The 14,689-nt window shown below is 74.1% G+C and carries 19 protein-coding genes; 8 read left to right on the forward strand and 11 right to left on the reverse strand.

Features of this window, described 5'->3' with window-relative positions; translation table 11 throughout:
- Positions 1 to 307: 307 nt before the first annotated feature.
- Positions 308 to 754, reverse strand: coding sequence for a hypothetical protein (locus tag C2L59_RS26590; RefSeq protein ID WP_103352225.1), 447 nt, complete (start codon positions 752 to 754; stop codon positions 308 to 310).
- A gap of 72 nt (positions 755 to 826) precedes the next feature.
- Between C2L59_RS26590 and C2L59_RS26595 the strand changes: the two genes are divergently transcribed.
- Together C2L59_RS26595 and C2L59_RS26600 are read left to right on the forward strand one after the other, a co-directional pair.
- Positions 827 to 1,351: an ABATE domain-containing protein gene (locus C2L59_RS26595; RefSeq protein ID WP_103352226.1), complete on the forward strand. Its 525-nt coding sequence runs from the start codon at positions 827 to 829 to the stop codon at positions 1,349 to 1,351.
- Between the two features lie 100 nt (positions 1,352 to 1,451).
- Positions 1,452 to 2,207, forward strand: a complete 756-nt coding sequence (locus tag C2L59_RS26600; protein ID WP_103352227.1) for a hypothetical protein — start codon at positions 1,452 to 1,454, stop codon at positions 2,205 to 2,207.
- A gap of 103 nt (positions 2,208 to 2,310) precedes the next feature.
- Here C2L59_RS26600 and C2L59_RS26605 read toward each other — a convergent pair whose 3' ends face one another.
- The 3 genes from C2L59_RS26605 to C2L59_RS26615 form a co-directional block, all read right to left on the reverse strand.
- Positions 2,311 to 3,195 (reverse strand): NADP-dependent oxidoreductase, encoded by an 885-nt coding sequence (locus tag C2L59_RS26605; RefSeq protein ID WP_103352228.1) that lies wholly within the window; start codon positions 3,193 to 3,195, stop codon positions 2,311 to 2,313.
- A gap of 2 nt (positions 3,196 to 3,197) precedes the next feature.
- Positions 3,198 to 3,788 (reverse strand): HD domain-containing protein, encoded by a 591-nt coding sequence (locus C2L59_RS26610; protein ID WP_103352229.1) that lies wholly within the window; start codon positions 3,786 to 3,788, stop codon positions 3,198 to 3,200.
- 93 nt (positions 3,789 to 3,881) lie between these two features.
- On the reverse strand, positions 3,882 to 4,544 hold the full coding sequence (locus tag C2L59_RS26615; RefSeq protein WP_103352230.1) for a lytic polysaccharide monooxygenase: 663 nt from the start codon (positions 4,542 to 4,544) through the stop codon (positions 3,882 to 3,884).
- A 434-nt stretch (positions 4,545 to 4,978) separates the two neighbouring features.
- Here C2L59_RS26615 and C2L59_RS26620 point away from each other — a divergent pair, with 434 nt between their 5' ends.
- The 3 genes from C2L59_RS26620 (at position 4,979) to C2L59_RS47175 (ending at position 7,825) form a co-directional block, all read left to right on the forward strand.
- Positions 4,979 to 5,653, forward strand: coding sequence for a hypothetical protein (locus tag C2L59_RS26620; protein ID WP_146060443.1), 675 nt, complete (start codon positions 4,979 to 4,981; stop codon positions 5,651 to 5,653).
- 13 nt (positions 5,654 to 5,666) lie between these two features.
- Complete coding sequence (locus C2L59_RS26625) at positions 5,667 to 7,439, forward strand: GMC family oxidoreductase N-terminal domain-containing protein (RefSeq protein ID WP_103352232.1); 1,773 nt, start codon at positions 5,667 to 5,669, stop codon at positions 7,437 to 7,439.
- Positions 7,440 to 7,537: 98 nt separating this feature from the next.
- Positions 7,538 to 7,825 carry a hypothetical protein gene (locus tag C2L59_RS47175; protein WP_146060444.1) on the forward strand — a complete coding sequence of 96 codons (288 nt, stop codon included), beginning with the start codon at positions 7,538 to 7,540 and terminating at the stop codon, positions 7,823 to 7,825.
- Between the two features lie 444 nt (positions 7,826 to 8,269).
- Here the strand turns inward: C2L59_RS47175 and C2L59_RS26630 are convergent, their stop codons facing one another.
- From C2L59_RS26630 to C2L59_RS26655, 7 genes are all read right to left on the reverse strand, one after another.
- The gene (locus C2L59_RS26630) at positions 8,270 to 9,076 is read right to left on the reverse strand and encodes an MBL fold metallo-hydrolase (RefSeq protein ID WP_103352233.1); all 807 of its coding nucleotides are present in this window, start codon (positions 9,074 to 9,076) and stop codon (positions 8,270 to 8,272) included.
- Between the two features lie 62 nt (positions 9,077 to 9,138).
- Complete coding sequence (locus C2L59_RS26635; protein WP_103352234.1) at positions 9,139 to 9,750, reverse strand: DUF3618 domain-containing protein; 612 nt, start codon at positions 9,748 to 9,750, stop codon at positions 9,139 to 9,141.
- Entirely contained in the window at positions 9,747 to 10,163 is a 417-nt protein-coding gene (locus C2L59_RS26640; RefSeq protein WP_103352235.1) for a phage holin family protein, read from the reverse strand. Before C2L59_RS26640 ends, C2L59_RS26635 begins: the two co-directional genes overlap by 4 nt.
- On the reverse strand, positions 10,163 to 11,101 hold the full coding sequence (locus tag C2L59_RS26645) for a hypothetical protein (protein WP_304485945.1): 939 nt from the start codon (positions 11,099 to 11,101) through the stop codon (positions 10,163 to 10,165). The genes C2L59_RS26640 and C2L59_RS26645 overlap by 1 nt, the downstream gene beginning before the upstream one ends.
- A gap of 189 nt (positions 11,102 to 11,290) precedes the next feature.
- A complete protein-coding gene (locus tag C2L59_RS49280) occupies positions 11,291 to 11,650 on the reverse strand; it encodes a hypothetical protein (RefSeq protein ID WP_233223695.1) in 360 nt (119 codons plus the stop codon).
- 65 nt (positions 11,651 to 11,715) lie between these two features.
- Positions 11,716 to 12,072, reverse strand: a complete 357-nt coding sequence (locus C2L59_RS49285; protein ID WP_233223696.1) for a MerR family transcriptional regulator — start codon at positions 12,070 to 12,072, stop codon at positions 11,716 to 11,718.
- A 7-nt stretch (positions 12,073 to 12,079) separates the two neighbouring features.
- Positions 12,080 to 12,544, reverse strand: coding sequence for an SRPBCC family protein (locus C2L59_RS26655; RefSeq protein WP_103352236.1), 465 nt, complete (start codon positions 12,542 to 12,544; stop codon positions 12,080 to 12,082).
- Between the two features lie 113 nt (positions 12,545 to 12,657).
- Here C2L59_RS26655 and C2L59_RS26660 point away from each other — a divergent pair, with 113 nt between their 5' ends.
- The 3 genes from C2L59_RS26660 to C2L59_RS26670 are packed head-to-tail and all read left to right on the forward strand — an operon-like array spanning position 12,658 to position 14,617.
- Positions 12,658 to 13,038 carry an STAS domain-containing protein gene (locus tag C2L59_RS26660; RefSeq protein WP_103352237.1) on the forward strand — a complete coding sequence of 127 codons (381 nt, stop codon included), beginning with the start codon at positions 12,658 to 12,660 and terminating at the stop codon, positions 13,036 to 13,038.
- A gap of 41 nt (positions 13,039 to 13,079) precedes the next feature.
- Positions 13,080 to 13,889, forward strand: coding sequence for a nucleotidyltransferase family protein (locus C2L59_RS26665; RefSeq protein ID WP_103352238.1), 810 nt, complete (start codon positions 13,080 to 13,082; stop codon positions 13,887 to 13,889).
- Positions 13,886 to 14,617, forward strand: a complete 732-nt coding sequence (locus C2L59_RS26670; RefSeq protein WP_103352239.1) for a metallophosphoesterase — start codon at positions 13,886 to 13,888, stop codon at positions 14,615 to 14,617. Before C2L59_RS26665 ends, C2L59_RS26670 begins: the two co-directional genes overlap by 4 nt.
- The last annotated feature ends 72 nt before the right edge of the window (positions 14,618 to 14,689 follow it).

Genomic DNA, 14,689 nt, shown 5'->3' on the forward strand with positions numbered 1-14,689 from the left:
GTCAGGACGGTGACCCGCCGGAGGGACGGCTGCCGGATCAGGAGGCCGAGCCCGGCCCGAAGACTGACGGCGGACCCGGCGACGGCCCGCCCGGCAAGGGGAAGGGTGAGGACGAGAACCCCGCCCGCGAAGGCGGCGACGGCCAGGGCGAGAACGGCGTGGAGCGGGGAGGAGACCGCGGTGAGGGCGGCGGCGGCCGCGGGCCCGGCGGTGTTGCCGACGCCGTAGGTGAGCGCATCCCAGCCCCGACGGCGGCGGCTCGGGCCGGGGGCTGGAGGGTTTGTGGTGGCGAGCGCGCCTCGACGGCTCAGGACAGGATCAAGCTCTGTCTTTCGGCTCCGGCGGCCCGAGCGGGAATCGCCGTGCTCATTGCATCGCCGGCGCCGGCGCCCAGGTCGCCCAGCACGCTGCTCAACCCGCCCGTCAACAGCGGCCCGCAAGCCCCGGCGATCGCCACCGCCGCGATCGGGACCACCGTCGGGAACCGTCCGAGGGCGAGCGCGCCCGCCGCCAACGCCACTCCGTACACCAGGTATGCCGCCGCGAGCAGGCGGCGGCGGTCCTGGGCGCGGTCCAGGCGCGCGGCCAGCCATGGCCCCACCAGGTGCGGTGCGTTGAGCGCCGCGACCAGCAGGCCGCCGGCCGCCGCGGGCTGGTGGCGGTCCGCCGCCAGCAACAGGAGGCCGACCGTTGCTCCGCTGTCGGCGCCGCGGACCAGGACCGCCGCCGTCAGGTACCGCGCCAAACCGGACATCGCACCCCCGTCACCCCACTGTCTGGTGACGCCACCTTGGCAGGTATCCCCGTCACCGGTCAATATGGTGACGTGTTCACCTTCCTCGGCGGCCGCCCCTGCCTGGACCTGACGACCACGGTGCAGGTCCGGCACCGCGAACACCCGCGTGAGCTGCTGAAAACCCCCGCCGACGGCACACGCTGGCTGGCCGAAGCCGGCTACGGGCCGGCCATCGCCGTCGACGAGGACGGGCTCCGGCGGATCGTCACCCTGCGTGAGGTGGTCAACCGTCTGTGCCGGCAGAGCGGACGTGACACCGACCGGGCCGGGATGAACGCGTTCGCCGCGCGACCGCCGCTGGTGCCGCACTGGACGGGCGCCGCGGTCGAGTACCGCGGCGACCTCGGGCAGGCGCTGTCCACCCTCGCCCGCGACGCCATCGACCTGCTCGCCGGCCCGCACGCCGCCCGGATCCGCGAGTGCGCGCACCCCGACTGCAGCCGGCTGTTCCTCGACGCTTCGCACGCCGGGCGCCGCCGGTGGTGCGACATGACCGCGTGCGGGACCAAGGTCAAGTCGGCCGGTTACCGGCAGCGTCGCGGCGGCGGTTCGTGACGCCGATGGGCGACCGACGTTCCGGACGGCCTCTCACTGGGTAGCCCACAGGTGTGAGGTGAGCAGGCCATGCCTGCTGCGACGAGTGAGAGGTGATCACATGAGCCAGGGCGACGCCCCGGTCGGGCGATCGGTGAAGACGGCGGCGGCCGGCGTACGGGACCTCGCCGCGGAAGCCGCGCGGGTCGGTGCGGCCGCGGCCGCACGGGCGGTCGAAATCACCGACCGGAAGCTGGCCGAGGGCAAGGACGAACTCGCGAAGGTCGGCCGCGCGGCGACGAAGGACTTCGACAAGAGCACGCGGTCGTCCCGCCGCGACGTGCTGTCCAACTCTTCCGCCGCCCGCGACGAGGTGATGGCCCGGGCGGCCAAGATGCGCGACCCGGGTCGCAAGGCGGCCCAGGCGGTCGCGACGGTGGTGAGCTCGGCGGGCGAGTCGGGCCGCCGGCGCCGCAAGACGGTGGCGACGGCCAAGCGCGACTTGGCGGTGGCCCTGCAGGAGGCCAAGAGCGTGGCCCGCGGCGAGCGCAGCAAGAGGGCGCGCTGGCCGTGGCTGCTGGCCTTCGCCGCGGTGGCCGCGGCGGTCGTGGCGGTGGCCAAGGTCCGCCGCCCGAACCCGTTGGCGGAGAACAAGGTCGAGCCGACGCCGGCCCCCAAGCCGGCGGAGAACACGGCGACCGTCCCGGCGGAAAAGCCGGCGGCGGCCGAGAAGCCCGTGACCCCGCCCCCGGCGGCGGCCCCCAAGCCGGCGGCTCCGAAGCCGGCAGAGGCCGCGGAGAAGGTGGCCCAGGCGAGCAAGACCGAGGCCCCGAACGGCCGCGCCCCGGCGGGCCGCGGTCAGAACAAGGCCCAGTAGAGCGGTTCCCGGCGCCCGCACCCGAGGTGATCACGGGTGCGGGCGCCGGCATGCCCGGGTGAGCCAACGCCGGATGGCGGGCCGACGGGGACAAGGCACAGCCTCACCCGATCCGGATCACCGTCCGGCCCCGCTCACCGAACGCGGCCGGCGCCTCTTCCAGCGCCCGCACCGCATCCACCCGCGGCCGCAACCGTCCCTTCCGGACCCGCCGCGCCAACTCCGCAAGCTGCACCCGGTCCGGCTCCACCACGAAAAACACCGCCCGCCCGTCCGCCGGCCGGCGGCGTACCGGCTCCGCGATCGTCACCAACGTCCCGCCCTCGCGCACCAGCTCCGCCGAGCGGTCCAGGACCTCACCGCCCAGGACGTCCAGTACCACGTCCGCCTGCTCCAGATCCGCCGCGAGCGGGTCCGCGAACACCTCCGCGCCGAGGCCCAGCACCGTCTCGCGGTCCGTTGGCCGGCCGGTGCCGATCACGCGGGCGCCCGCCTCCCCCGCCAGCTGGACCGCCAGGGAACCCACGCTGCCCGCCGCCCCGTGGACCAGGACCGTGCGGCCCGCCGTCAGCCGGCCGTGGTCGAACAGGGCCTGCCAGGCCGTCAGGCCCGAGATCGGGAGGGCCGCCGCCGTCACGTCGTCGATGTCCGACGGCAACGGCGCCAGGTTGCGGGCCTCCACCGCCGTGTACTCGGCCAGTGAGCCGTCGCGGGCCCAGTCGGCCATACCGAAGACGCGCTGGCCGACGGTCAGGCCCGTCGTCCCGTAGCCGAGCTCCGCGACGACGCCCGCCAGCTCGTGGCCCGAGATGCTCGGCGTCCGGTCGCGGCCCGCGCGATCGGTCCAGGTCGCCGGCCAGGTCAGCTCGCCGCGGGTGAACCCCGCCGCGTGCACGCGCACGACCACGTCGTTCTCGGCGGCGTGGGGGTACGGCCGTTCGGTCAGCGCCGGTTCGGCCGTGCGGTCGGAAACGGTGATCGCCTGCATGGTCAGTTCGCCTCCAGCGGGTTGGCCGCCATCCGGCCGGTGAGGTCGTTGCGCATCGCGGCCGCGGCCGAACTCTCCGGCTTGCGGGCGGCCTGGTCGCCGAAGCAGCGGAGGAACTCCGCCACCAGGTCCAGCCGCGGGTAGCGCGCGAGCACGTCCGCGCGGTAGGCCGAGGGCAGGTCCGCGACGTCCCGCCCGGCGATGTCGGCCGCGGCGGCCCGCGACAGCAGGAACCCCTCCGGGTCCGCCGCCGGGTCGACCTCCGCCCACATGTGCCGGACGATCACCTCCGCCAGCCGCGCGCGCCGCGCGGGCGGCCAGCCCGCGCCGGCCGCGAACACCCACGCCACGTGCCCGCCGGCCTCCTCGAACGGCTTCGTGTGGCTGTCGAACTCCGCGGCCAGCCCGACGTCGTGCAGCATGGCCGCGACGTACAGCAGCTCGGCGTCGAAGGCGATGTGGTGGACGTCGCCGAGCGCGACCGCCCAGGCGTACACCCGCATCGAATGGTTGAGCAGGGACGGCGACGAGTAGGCCGTCGCGACTTCGGTGGCGTTCCCGCACGCCGGCCCGCCGGGCAGGGTGAGTTCCATACCCGGCGCTTACCCGTTAAGTTACAGTCAGAATATGTAACGTAACTGGCGCCGGAAACCGGGCCGCGAGGCGCACCCGCGGCCCGGGACCGGTCAGCGTCCGGAGAAGTTCACGTCACTGCAGAAGTAGTACGACTGGTCGAGGTGGCTCGCCTGCCAGATGGTGTAGACGACGTGCCGTCCCGTCCGGGTGCCCGCGTTCACCGCGACCTGGTACTGCCCGGCGGGCGCGTACCGGCCCGTCTGGGCGACCAGTTCGAGGTTGCCCCAGCCCAGCGGCTGCTTCGCCGGGTCGAAGCCCTGCTTGGTGATGTACACCAGCAGGTAGTCGGCGCCGTGGTGGGCCTGGTCGGTGATGGTGAGGGTGAACCGGTTGTCCTTGTTCGCCATCTGCCACGCGCCGACCGTGTCGAGCGCGTTGTACCGCGGCGCCTGCGTGCGGCCACCGCTGCACAGCGTCCCGTCGGGAATCGCGCCCTGGTGATTGCCCTTGACGCCTTCGCGGTAGAGCCCGTTCCAGTTCCACATCGCGTTCGGATCGGCCTGCCAGGCCTGCCAGCACATCGGGTCCTTCGTCGCCATGGTGGGGTTCTGGAAGTCGCTGCCCCAGCGGTTCCAGCAGCCGTAGTTGCGCGACGGCGGGTCGGTGGCCGAGCCGTGCGCGTCGGCGACGCCGGTGAGCACGCCGCCCAGCAGCACGGCGGTCACCGCCGTCACCACCAGGGAGAGCAGGGTCTTGCGGGGGCGGGGAACCACGCTGTCCTCCTTCGTCGGGGCCGGATACGGGAGCGCTCCCAAGGTCGTGCCGGACGACCATACGGCGCGGCGCCGTGCCCGGCCACCGTCCGAGCTCCGGAAACGTCGGCGAGACAGCGCTTTCTGGAACGCAGGAGAACTGAACGTTCACTGAACGGCGGAAGCCGGCGGACCGCGGGCCGCCCGATCGGTCCCGGGGCCGCAGACGCCCGGTGAACGCGTGCCCGGCCGGCTGCGCTGTCCGGGTGCATCCGGAAAAATTGTCACCGGAGCGCGGGAGAAGTGCCGCAGATCCCGTCTCCCGCCACAACCGCCGGAGGCCGATCGGGTGATCCGCGGAAGCCGGTCGGCGAAAAGCCGCGAGGCGCCTAAAGTCGTCCATCACGAGCGTTTCCGACGCATTCCCCGACCGGACGCGAAACGTGGTGGTGATCATGGCTCAGGCGCCGGGACTCCCGGAAAAATCGCCGATCGGCCGGCGGGCGCTGCTCGGCGGCGCCGCGGCGATTCCCCTGCTCCTCGTCGTCGGCACGGCCCGCGCCGCCGACCTCCCGCTGCCACCGGTCGACGACGCGCTGAACGGGCTCGCCGCCTTCCTCGTACCGGGCCCGGACGCGTTCTCGGTCCGGCAGGGCCGGACGTCGGGCACGGACGGTGGCGTGGCGGCCGGCGCCGGTCCGGCCCTGCGCTACGTCTACGACCAGGCGATTCCGTACCCGATCGTCGGACGGCCCTTCGATCTGAACTTGCCGGGCGCAGCCGCGGTGGCGGCCATCCTCAACCTCGTGGCGGTCGAGGTGGACCCGGTGGCCGCGCTCGGGCCGTTCGCGGCCTCGTTCGCCAACCTCTCCTTCGCGGGCAAGGCCGAGGTCTTCCGCCGGCTCGAGGAACCCGGGCTGGCCGACGGCACGCCGGTGCGGTTCATCCTCGACACGCTGCCCACGCTCGCCGCATTCGCCGCCTATTCCGAAGCGGGGGTGTTCGACCGGGCCGCGAATCGGCTGACCGCGATTCCGGTGGGCTGGCGAATCAGCGGCTACCAGGGCATCGGCGAAGGCTGGAACGAATTCCGGGGTTATTACCGCGGAATCGACCGGGTGACGGACTAGGGAGGCGCCGGACATGCGCGACATCGTGGTCGTCGGGGCCGGTGGCGGCGGGCCCGTCGTGGCCAAGGAACTCGCCGCGCGCGGGCTCGACGTGCTCGTGCTGGAGGCGGGCGCCCGGCACCTGCGCCCCGAACAGGAGTGGACGCGGCTGGAGGACGACACCAACGACCCGATCACCGGGCGGTTCCGGGTCGGCCCGTCGCGGCGCGCGGAAGCGCCGTGGCTGCGGGACTTCCCGCAGAACTCCTTCGTCTGGCAGATCGCCGGCGTCGGCGGGACGACGCTGCACTACTTCGGCAACAACCCGCGCCCGGCCCCCGGTGTGTTCGCCGGCTACGAGGGCGCCGACCGCGGCGAGTACGACACCGCGCACGTCTTCCCCTTCCCCTACGACGAACTCCGGCCGTACTACGAGTGGTGCGAGGAGACGCTGCCGGTGCGCACCGCGCCGATGGGCACCAAGGAAGCCGTGTTCTTCCGCGGCGCCGAACGCATGGGGCTGGTCCACCAGACGTGGAAGGACCTGCGCGGGCCGTCCTACCGGGCGCAGGAGAACGCGATCCTCCAGCCGCACGGCACGGCCGGCCGGACCGACGACCCGGCCCGGCTGCGCTACCCCGAGGCGCAGGGCTGCACCTTCTGCGGGCACTGCTTCCAGGGCTGCCTCGAACCCCGCCGCGCGCCGCGCAACCTCAAGGCCAAGCGCTCGACCGACAACTCCTACGTGCCGATGATGCTCACCGCCGACGCGTGGGCGCCGGGCGGGAAGCCCGCGGAGCTGATCACCGACGCCTACGTCGTGCGGGTGCTGACCGAGCAGTCCGGCTCGCGGACGGTGGCCCGCGGGGTCGTCTTCCGCACCCCCGACGGCGCGCTGCACACCGTGGACGCGCGGGTGGTCGTGCTCGCGGGCGGCTGCGTCGAAAACCCGCGCCTGTGGCTCAACAGCGGCCTGCCCAACCCGAACGACTGGGTCGGGCGCGGCCTGACCGAGCACCACCTCGACTGGGTCGTCGGCGTCTTCGGCGAATACACCGGCGAAGCCAAGGGGGCCGGCTCCAACGTCCGGATGGACTTCCCGGGCTACGGCGGCGTGGAGAACGTCTGCCTGCCGCCGGCGTTGCAGGCCTTCGCGTTCGCCTACAGCGACGCCGGGATGTCCGGCTACTACGACAACGGCGCGGGCGTCGGCCCGCAGGGCGCCGACACGCTCGGCCGGCTGGTCGGGACCGACCTCAAGACGGCCCTGGGCGACGTCAACCAGCTGCTCACGGCCCTGGTCGTGACCGACGACGACGTCCAGCCGGAGAACCGGGTGACCCGGTCGGCGGCCATCCCGCCGGACCCGCACGGCCCGGTGCCGCGCGTCGAGGTCCGCCACCGCGCCCGGACCGCGCGGACCCGGCGCAACCGCGAGTACCTCGCCGCGCGCTCGGTGGAGCTGATGCGGCTCGCGGGCGCGCGGCGGGTGCACCGGCTGGGCTGGGCGCCGCTGCTGCTCCACGTGCAGTCGAGCATGCGGATGGGCTTCGACGCGGCCGACTCGGTGCTGGACGGCACGGCCGAGGCCCGCTGGGTGGACCGGCTCTACATCGCCGACAACTCGGCGCTCCCGAACGCGGCGGGCGGCGCCAACCCGACGCTGACGACCCAGGCCCTGGCGACCCGCACGGCGGAGAACATCTTCCGCACGTACTTCGGCGGCGACCCGTGGGTGGGGCACGAGGCGCCGGTCTCGTCGGTCGACGACCGTGTCACGCAAGCGGTTCTGGCGCGCGGCCTCTAGGTCCTCAAAGGACTTGAAGCGATCTTCGTCCGGTGCTGTGGAAATAGGGCAGGACATGACCTGGTGACATCGCGAGACGATCCGGGGAGTGAACGACGATGCCGGACAGGATCACCCGCACGGCCGACGGGTTCGCCGAGCTGGTGCTGGCCGACCCCGCGTGGGTCCGGGCCGAGTTCGACGCGATCGTGGCCGCGAACTTCGACCCGCCACCACCACCGGTTCCCGCCGCCCGCCGCCGTCCCGGACCGCCGCGGCCGCGCAGGGTGGCCGGCGTGCCGCGGCGACGCCCGGGTTTCCGCCTCGCCGCCCGGTGCCCGCGGCGGGAGCGAGGCCCCCCGCGGCTGGGGCCGGCGAAGGGAACGGACCGCAGGAGAGGGGAGTGATGCCGTGACGGCACCCGGATGTGACCCGGCGTGCGCTGCCTGCCCCGACAGCGGCCGGTAGGACCTGTCCAGGCCCGGCCACCGCGCCTCCAGGCGCACCCCGCGGCAGCGACGCCGGCGTACCGGGCGCCGTCGGGTTCGCGAGTACGGACAACGGTTTCGACACGCGCCGGTCCCGGTGCCGCCCGCCGGCACCGGGACCGCGGCCGAGGATGGGCGAGTGCGCCGGGGCCGCGCGCCGACGACTGGGCCGGCGGGAAGGGCCGGCCGAGTCGCGAAAGAGCCGAGGATGGGCGAGTGCGCCGGGGGCCGCGCGCCGACGCCTTGGCCGGCGAGAAGGCCGGCCCCGCAGCGATGTCATCGGAGCCGCCACCACCGCCGAACCCGCGGGCCGCCACCGCGATCCGCCCCGGTCTCGACGGCGGCCGGCCTCGCCCCGCAGCCTCACAACGCCAGGAATTCGCCCCGCTGCAGCAGGTGCACCCGCGTCCGCGGCCGGCGCACCCGTACCTCCTCCAGGAAGTTCGACACCGGCGAGTGGAACAGGCCGTAGTCGTCGAAGTGCACCGGGACCGCGCGCTGGGGCTCCAGCAGGTTCAGCAGGTCCACGCCGCCGCGGTGGTCGAGTGTGACCAGGACGCCGAACGCGCGCGTGCCGCCCAGGTGGACCACCGCGAGGTCCAGGTCGGGGAAGTGGTCGCGGATCGTCCGCAGTTCGTCGTGCACGATCGTGTCGCCGCTGAGGTAGATGCGGAGCGGGCCGGCCTCCGGGGTCGCGCGGTACTCCAGCACGCTGCCCATGACCGGGGGCAGCAGCCGCCGCAGCGGGCCGGGGGCGTGGCGGGCCGGCACGGACGTCACCGTCAGGCGCGCGTCGCCGTCGGAGAACGTCTCGGCCGTCCACGTCGGCAGCGGGAGGGGCGCGTGGAAACCCCGCCGCAGCAGGCGGGTGGCGGCGTGCTCGGTGGTCAGGATGGGCGTGTCGCGCGGGAGTTCGCGGGCCGCGATCCGGTCGAAGTGATCGCCGTGCAGGTGCGACAGGACGACCGCGGTCAGCGGGGGCAGGTCCGCCGGCTGCAGCGCGGGTTCGGTGCGCCGCCGGGAAAACAGGCCCTGGCCGAAGTACGACCACTGGCCGCGGTGCAGGAAGTTCGGGTCGGTGAGCAGGGTGAACGGGCCCAGCCGCAGCACCGTGGTCGCCGTCCCGACGAACATCAGCGAGTCGCCGCCGGGTGGGTCGAACGAGGTCATGGCGGTCCTTCCCGGAGCCGGGGCGGGGCGCGGCCGGGTGGCCGCGCCCCGAAAGCGGTGCGTCAGCTCCGCGACTGCACGTTCTCCCGGGCTTCCTGGGCGCGGTCGGTGACGTCGCCGGTCGCCGACCGGGCTTCGTCCTTGACCGTCGCCGCCGCGTCGGCCGCTTCGGCCTTCACCGACCCGGCCGCCTGCTGGACCGGCTCGCTCAGGTTCTCCTTGAGCTCCTCGGCCGCGTGCTGGGCGACCGGGGCGACCTTCTCGCGGGCCAGGTCGGTCGCCTGGCCGGCGAGCTTGCGCTCCGGCTCGCTCGCAGGCAGCAGCGACGACACGAGCCAGCCGGCGCCGAAGGCGATCAGACCGGCGGCCAGCGGGTTGCCCCGCGTGCCGCGGCGGATCGACGCCGGCGCGTCCCCGACCGCGTCGGCGGCGGAACTCACCCTGTCCCCGGCGGCCGAGGCGACCGAACCCACCTTGTCACCCGCCGCCGACGCCTGGTCGGATGCGGTGCCCATGACGCGGTCCCGGGCGTTGCCGAACGCCGTGCGCATCCGGCCGACGCGGCGTTCGACGATCCGGCCCGGCGTCACCTTTTCGGTCAGCGCGTTCACGTCCGTGCTCAGATTCCGCTGCGTGCCTTCGATTTCGCGGCGGATCCGCTCCGGTTCGGTCATGGTCGTTCGCCTTTCAGTGCGTCCGGGACCTGCTGGAGGGTCTCGACGGTGCGTTCGGGTTTCGGGTTGATCCGCCGGACCTCACGCCGTCCGGTCGCGTAGAGCACGGCGCCGGCGATCCCCCACAGGACCGCGACGATCAGCGCCGCCCAGCCCGCGTCCATCACGTTCGCCAGGCCCTGCCACAGGGCGATGGAGAGGAACAGCGCGACCATGTAGCCGGCGAAACCCGCGCCGCCGAGCATGCCCGCGCCCTTCGCGGCCTTGCCCGCCTCGGCCTTCACTTCAGCTTTGGCCAGCTCCACCTCCTGGCGCAGCAGGGTGGAGAGGTCCTTCATGACGTTGGACATCAGCTCGCCGACCGAGGTGTCGGCGACGTCGACGGGTTCGCGGGGGCCCGGTGGCTGGGTCATCACGGCACCTGGCCCGGCGCGGAGAAGCGCGGGTCCGGCTGCGGAAGACCGGGGGCGCCTTCCGGCGGCTGCGGCGCGTTGTACCCGCCGGGCGCGGCGCCCGGACGGCTCGGCTGGGGGAGACCGCCCCCCGGCTGGGGCGCGTTGTACCCGCCCGGGGCGGCGTACCCCGGCTGCGGAAGGCCCGGCGCGTCACCGGGCTGCGGCGCGTACCCGGGCTGCGGAAGGCCCGCCGGGTCACCGGGCTGCGGCGCATACCCGGGCTGCGGAAGGCCCGCTGCGTGACCGGGCTGCGGCGCATACCCCGGCTGCGGAAGGCCCGCTGCGTGACCTGGTTGCGGGATCGGCGGCGTGGCGGCCGGACCCGGGTGCGGCTGCGGCGCGCCCGCCGAGTTTTCTTCCTGCTGCTGCGCGACGACGCCGCGGGTGAGCCGCCCGACGAGGACGCCCGCCACGGCCGCGCCGACCAGGAACGTGCCGGGACGGCGGCGGGCGAAGCGCCGCACCTCGTCCAGGAGGTCGCCGGGCTCCCGGTGCTCGAGCCAGTCGGCGACCGTGCGCGTCTTGTCCGACGCCTGGCGCGCGAGGTCCGTGGCGACGCCGGGGGAGTCGGCCTGCTCGGCCATCCGCTCCAGCTGACCGGCCAGCTGGTGGAGGCTGCCGGCGGCCTTGCGCTGGCCGTCCCTGGCCTGTGCCTGCAGCTGCTCCCGGCCTTCGCGCAGCAGATCGCGCGCTTCCTGCTGGGCGTGCTCGGCAACGTGTTTCGCTTGACCCGCGGCCGTTTGCGCGACCTGGCCACCGCGGTCGGCGGCCGTGGACGCCACTTCGCGGGCTTCTTCCTTGGCCGTTTCCGGCATCGACGGCGATCCGCCGCCCTGCTGCGGCGGTGACTGACCGCCGGGACCCTGCGTCATCTCGACCTCCTGCAGGAAGAGCACTTCCGCGCCTTCATCGGAGCCGGTGGGACCACCGGCCTGGTAAGGCGGCTGGCTACCCGGGCGGTCGGGGGATAAACCGGACGGTTCACGCCGGCGAGGTCGGCGGGGACGCGGTTTCGTGGAGGTCGGCGAGCGGCCGGGCCTGGTCAGGTCGAGCCGGCGCACCGGAAAGCTGCGCCCGGGAGCGGCTCATTCCCCTGCGGTCAGCAGCGACACGGCCTCGCCGAGGCCGCCCGGTTCCCGACCGGGCCCGGCCGAGACGAGCCGCCGCACCGCAAGCCCGGCCGGGAACGCCGCCGGCCGGGTGCTCCACAGCACGACGGCGGCGGGCCGGGCCCGGTCGATCGCGTGCCGGAGGGCGATGTCCGGCACCGAAGCGCCGAGGAACAGGGCCGCGCGGCCCTGTTCGGCCAGGGCCGCGCGCAGGGCTTCGAGCGGGAGCGTGTGCCGTTCACCGTCCACACAGGCCAGCAGCACCGGGGGTGCGGCGCCGGCGGGGCTGGGAATGCGGTGCAGGGCCGCGGAAACCGCCCAGGACAGCCCGTGCACGAGGTCGATGCACCGGTCGGCGTCCGGGCCGCAGAGGGCGTCGAGGGCCGGGCGGCAGAGCTCGTTTAGGTTTCCGTGACGCCGCGGCCGGCCAGGTGCGCGTCGAGGAGCACGACGGCGGTGTCGATCTTCAGCTGCCGGACGGCGGTCAGCAGGGTGCCCACGTCCGTGCGGGCGCCGGGGTGGAACGTCCGCCCGGCCGCGGTCGCCGGGCTGCACCCCTGCTCGATCAGGTGCTTCATCCGCAGCAGCGCGTCGACGTCGGCCGGCCCGTAGCGGCGGTGGCGGCCCGGTTGCGGCACGGACAGCGGGAGGCCGTACCGGCGGTGCCACGCCCGCAGCGTGGACGCGGGCAGGCCCAGCATCCGCGCGACCGCCCCCGCCGGCCAGGTGGCGGCGGGGGCGGTCGCGGGGCGGTCCACCGGTGGGTCAGTTCCCGGGGCGTTCCACATCGCCGCGCCAGCCGCCGGTCTCGTGGCCGCCGCGCTCTTCGATGAACGTCTTGAACCGGCCGAGGTCGCCCTTGACGCGGCGGTCGAGGATGCCCAGCTTGTCGGCGACGTTCTCGACGAAGCCCTCCGGGTCGATGTCGAGCTGGACGGTCACCCGGGTCTGCCGGTCGTCGAGGCGGTGGAACGTGACGACCCCGGCGTGCGTCGGGCCGGAGTCCGACTTCCAGGCGACCCGCTCGTCGGGGTGCTGCTCGGTGATCGTGGCGTCGAACTCCCGGGTCTGCCCGCCCACGCTGATCTTCCAGTGGGTGTGGGTGTCGTCGAGCTGCCGGATCTCGTCGACGCCCTCCATGAACCGCGGGAACGATTCGAACTGGGTCCACTGGTTGTAGGCGGTGGTGACGTCGGTCTCGACGTCGACGGATTCGGTGACGGTGCTCATCGCGGCCTGTCCTTCCTTCGGGGTCGGGATCGTCCGGTCCCCGGATACCCGGCAAATCGATGACAAAACGATGCAACCTCTCTAAGGTCGGGCATCGACGGAAAGGAGGCACCGTGGCCGAAGACCCGGCGCCCACGCTGACGGTGCACGTCGGCACCGTGCCCGAAGCCGCCGTCGTCGCGGCGGCCGGCGACCTGGACCTCGGCACCGCGTCGGTGCTGCGCGCCGGCGTGCGGGCGGCCCTGGCCGGCGAACCCCGGGCGCTCATCGTCGACTTGGGCGGGATCACCTTCTGCGGCTCGGCCGGCCTGCAGGTCATCGCCGAGCTCGTCGCGACGGCCGGAGCCACGCGGCTGCCGTTCGCGGTGGTCGCCGACGGGCGGCCGGTGCTGCGGTCGCTGCAGGTCACCCGGCTGGACCGGACGCTGGCGCTGCACCCGACCGTCGACGGCGCCCGCGCGTGGCTGCGCGAGCGGGCCGGCGACGCCGCGTGAACGGCGGTTAGCCCCGGCGTGTTCGCGGGTAGTCCCCGGCCATGGAAGCCGAGGCGCTGCTGCAGAGCCTGACCCGGGTCGTGACCGCGCTCGACGGCACGGGCATCCGGTTCGCCGTCGCCGGCGGCCTGGCCGTGTACGCCCGGGGCGGGCCGCCGTCGGACCACGACGTCGACCTGTTCCTCAAGCCCGGCGACGCGGACCGGGCGGCGGAGGTGCTGACCGCCGCGGGACTGCGGCGCGTGCACCCGCCGGAGGACTGGCTGACCAAGGTCTACGACGGCGAAATCCTGGTGGACCTGATCCACGGGCCCAACCACCGCCCGGTGACCGACGAGCTGCTCGACCGCGCCGCGCTGATGCGGATCGGCTCCACCGCGGCGCCGGTCGTCTGCGGCACCGACCTGCTCGTGGACAAGCTGCTCGTGCTGAGCGCGCACCGGTGCGACTTCGCGCCGCTCCTGCGGATCGCCCGCGACCTGCGGGAACAGGTCGACTGGCACGACGTCGCCGTGCAGGTGTCCGCGTCCCCCTACGCCCGGGCGTTCCTGGCGCTGCTCGGCGACCTGGCCGTGATCGACCCGAAGGAGGCTCTCGTGCCCGAAGCACCGCAGTACCTCGTCGCCCGGCTCAGCCGGGCGCTGGCCGAAGACCCGCGCACCGCCGAGCTCGGCGTGCACGTCACCGTGCGCGGCGAGCACGTCCACCTGACCGGCGAAGTCCTCTGCCCCGAGCGGAAGGCCGAGGTGGACGCCGTCGTCGGCGAGTACCTGACCGGAGAGCTGGTGCACAACGACATCCGGGTGGCGGACATCCGCGAACCGGCGAGCGCGGAGGAGATCGGCCGATGAGGATCGCCGCGGTCGGGGACGTGCACCTGGGCGAGGACTCCCGCGGCCTGCTCCGGCCGGCCCTGGAACACCTGGCGGGCACGGCCGACGTCCTGCTGCTGGCCGGGGACCTCACCCGGCACGGCACGCTCGAGGAAGCCCGCGTGGTGGCGGAGGAGATCGCCGGCCTCGGCGTGCCGGTCGCCGCGGTGCTCGGCAACCACGACCACCACAGCGACGCCGCCGGGCCGATCGCGAACCTCCTCGCCGAGACGGGGGTCGCGGTCCTGGAGGGCGACGCGGTCCGGTTCGACCTGCCGGACGGCTCCCTGGGCGTCGCGGGCGTGAAGGGCTTCGGCGGCGGGTTCGCCGGCAAGTGCGCCAGCCGGTTCGGCGAGCGCGAGATGAAGGACTTCGTCGAGCACACGATGGCGTCGGCGGATTCGTTGCGCAAAGGGCTGCAGAGCCTGGACACGGACGTGGTCGTGGCGCTGACGCACTACGCGCCGATTCCCGGCACCCTGCACGGCGAGCCCCCGGAGATCCACCCGTTCCTCGGGTCGTACCTGCTGTGCGAGCCGATCGACGAGGTGGGCGCGGACCTGGCCCTGCACGGCCATGCGCATTTCGGGTGCGAGCAGGGCGTGACCCCGGGCGGCGTGCGGGTGCGGAACGTGGCGCAGCCGGTGATCCGGAAGGCGTACGCGCTGTACGAGCTGCACCCGGCGGAGCTGTCGGCGCGCCGCTGACGGGTCGGGCGGGGAGTTGCGCGGCTGGGGCGGGTGCCGGCCCTTGGGCGATAGCTGCACCCGGCGGAGCTG

The sequence above is a fragment of the Amycolatopsis sp. CA-128772 genome (assembly GCF_002904295.1).
In the GTDB taxonomy this organism is placed as follows: domain Bacteria; phylum Actinomycetota; class Actinomycetes; order Mycobacteriales; family Pseudonocardiaceae; genus Amycolatopsis.

Coding starts and splice junctions, on each gene's coding strand:
- C2L59_RS47175 (WP_146060444.1), top strand. CDS start 7,538: ATGCCGGACAGGATCACCCGCACGGCCGACGGGTTCGCCGAGCTGGTG.
- C2L59_RS26620 (WP_146060443.1), top strand. CDS start 4,979: ATGGCTCAGGCGCCGGGACTCCCGGAAAAATCGCCGATCGGCCGGCGG.
- C2L59_RS26630 (WP_103352233.1), bottom strand. CDS start 9,076: ATGACCTCGTTCGACCCACCCGGCGGCGACTCGCTGATGTTCGTCGGG.
- C2L59_RS26605 (WP_103352228.1), bottom strand. CDS start 3,195: ATGCAGGCGATCACCGTTTCCGACCGCACGGCCGAACCGGCGCTGACC.
- C2L59_RS26600 (WP_103352227.1), top strand. CDS start 1,452: ATGAGCCAGGGCGACGCCCCGGTCGGGCGATCGGTGAAGACGGCGGCG.
- C2L59_RS26635 (WP_103352234.1), bottom strand. CDS start 9,750: ATGACCGAACCGGAGCGGATCCGCCGCGAAATCGAAGGCACGCAGCGG.
- C2L59_RS26655 (WP_103352236.1), bottom strand. CDS start 12,544: ATGAGCACCGTCACCGAATCCGTCGACGTCGAGACCGACGTCACCACC.
- C2L59_RS26670 (WP_103352239.1), top strand. CDS start 13,886: ATGAGGATCGCCGCGGTCGGGGACGTGCACCTGGGCGAGGACTCCCGC.
- C2L59_RS26665 (WP_103352238.1), top strand. CDS start 13,080: ATGGAAGCCGAGGCGCTGCTGCAGAGCCTGACCCGGGTCGTGACCGCG.
- C2L59_RS26640 (WP_103352235.1), bottom strand. CDS start 10,163: ATGACCCAGCCACCGGGCCCCCGCGAACCCGTCGACGTCGCCGACACC.
- C2L59_RS26625 (WP_103352232.1), top strand. CDS start 5,667: ATGCGCGACATCGTGGTCGTCGGGGCCGGTGGCGGCGGGCCCGTCGTG.
- C2L59_RS26590 (WP_103352225.1), bottom strand. CDS start 754: ATGTCCGGTTTGGCGCGGTACCTGACGGCGGCGGTCCTGGTCCGCGGC.
- C2L59_RS26610 (WP_103352229.1), bottom strand. CDS start 3,788: ATGGAACTCACCCTGCCCGGCGGGCCGGCGTGCGGGAACGCCACCGAA.